Here is a 239-nt window from a genome sequence, read left to right as displayed (position 1 = left end):
ATACACAAATGCTAGACCACCAGCAGCAATAAAGGCGGCACGAATTAAATACTTGGTTTGATCAGCGGCTTCATTGACACCTTTTTTGCGTAATAAATCGATGATTAACATACCAAACATCAAAGATGCCAAGGTGTCCATGGTATTATAACCTTCAATAATCCCTTTCGTTAATGGACTATTAATGTAATCACCAACGGGTTGGCTCACCTCTGCGCCAGGAATAATAATCACTGAAC

General features: G+C 39.7%; 1 protein-coding gene. It reads right to left on the bottom strand.

All coding sequences use genetic code 11. The features are described 5' to 3' along the window. Positions 1-239 (bottom strand): branched-chain amino acid transport system II carrier protein (locus AAEZ10_RS27715; RefSeq protein ID WP_350571878.1); only part of this gene is annotated, 239 nt, incomplete at both ends.

It is taken from the genome of Pseudomonas sp. H26/SER47-MNA-CIBAN-0231, assembly GCF_040310465.1.
Lineage (GTDB): Bacteria > Pseudomonadota > Gammaproteobacteria > Pseudomonadales > Pseudomonadaceae > Aquipseudomonas > Aquipseudomonas atacamensis.
The sequence above is the reverse complement of the archived record's forward strand: the minus strand, read 5'-3'. Positions and strand labels throughout refer to the sequence as shown.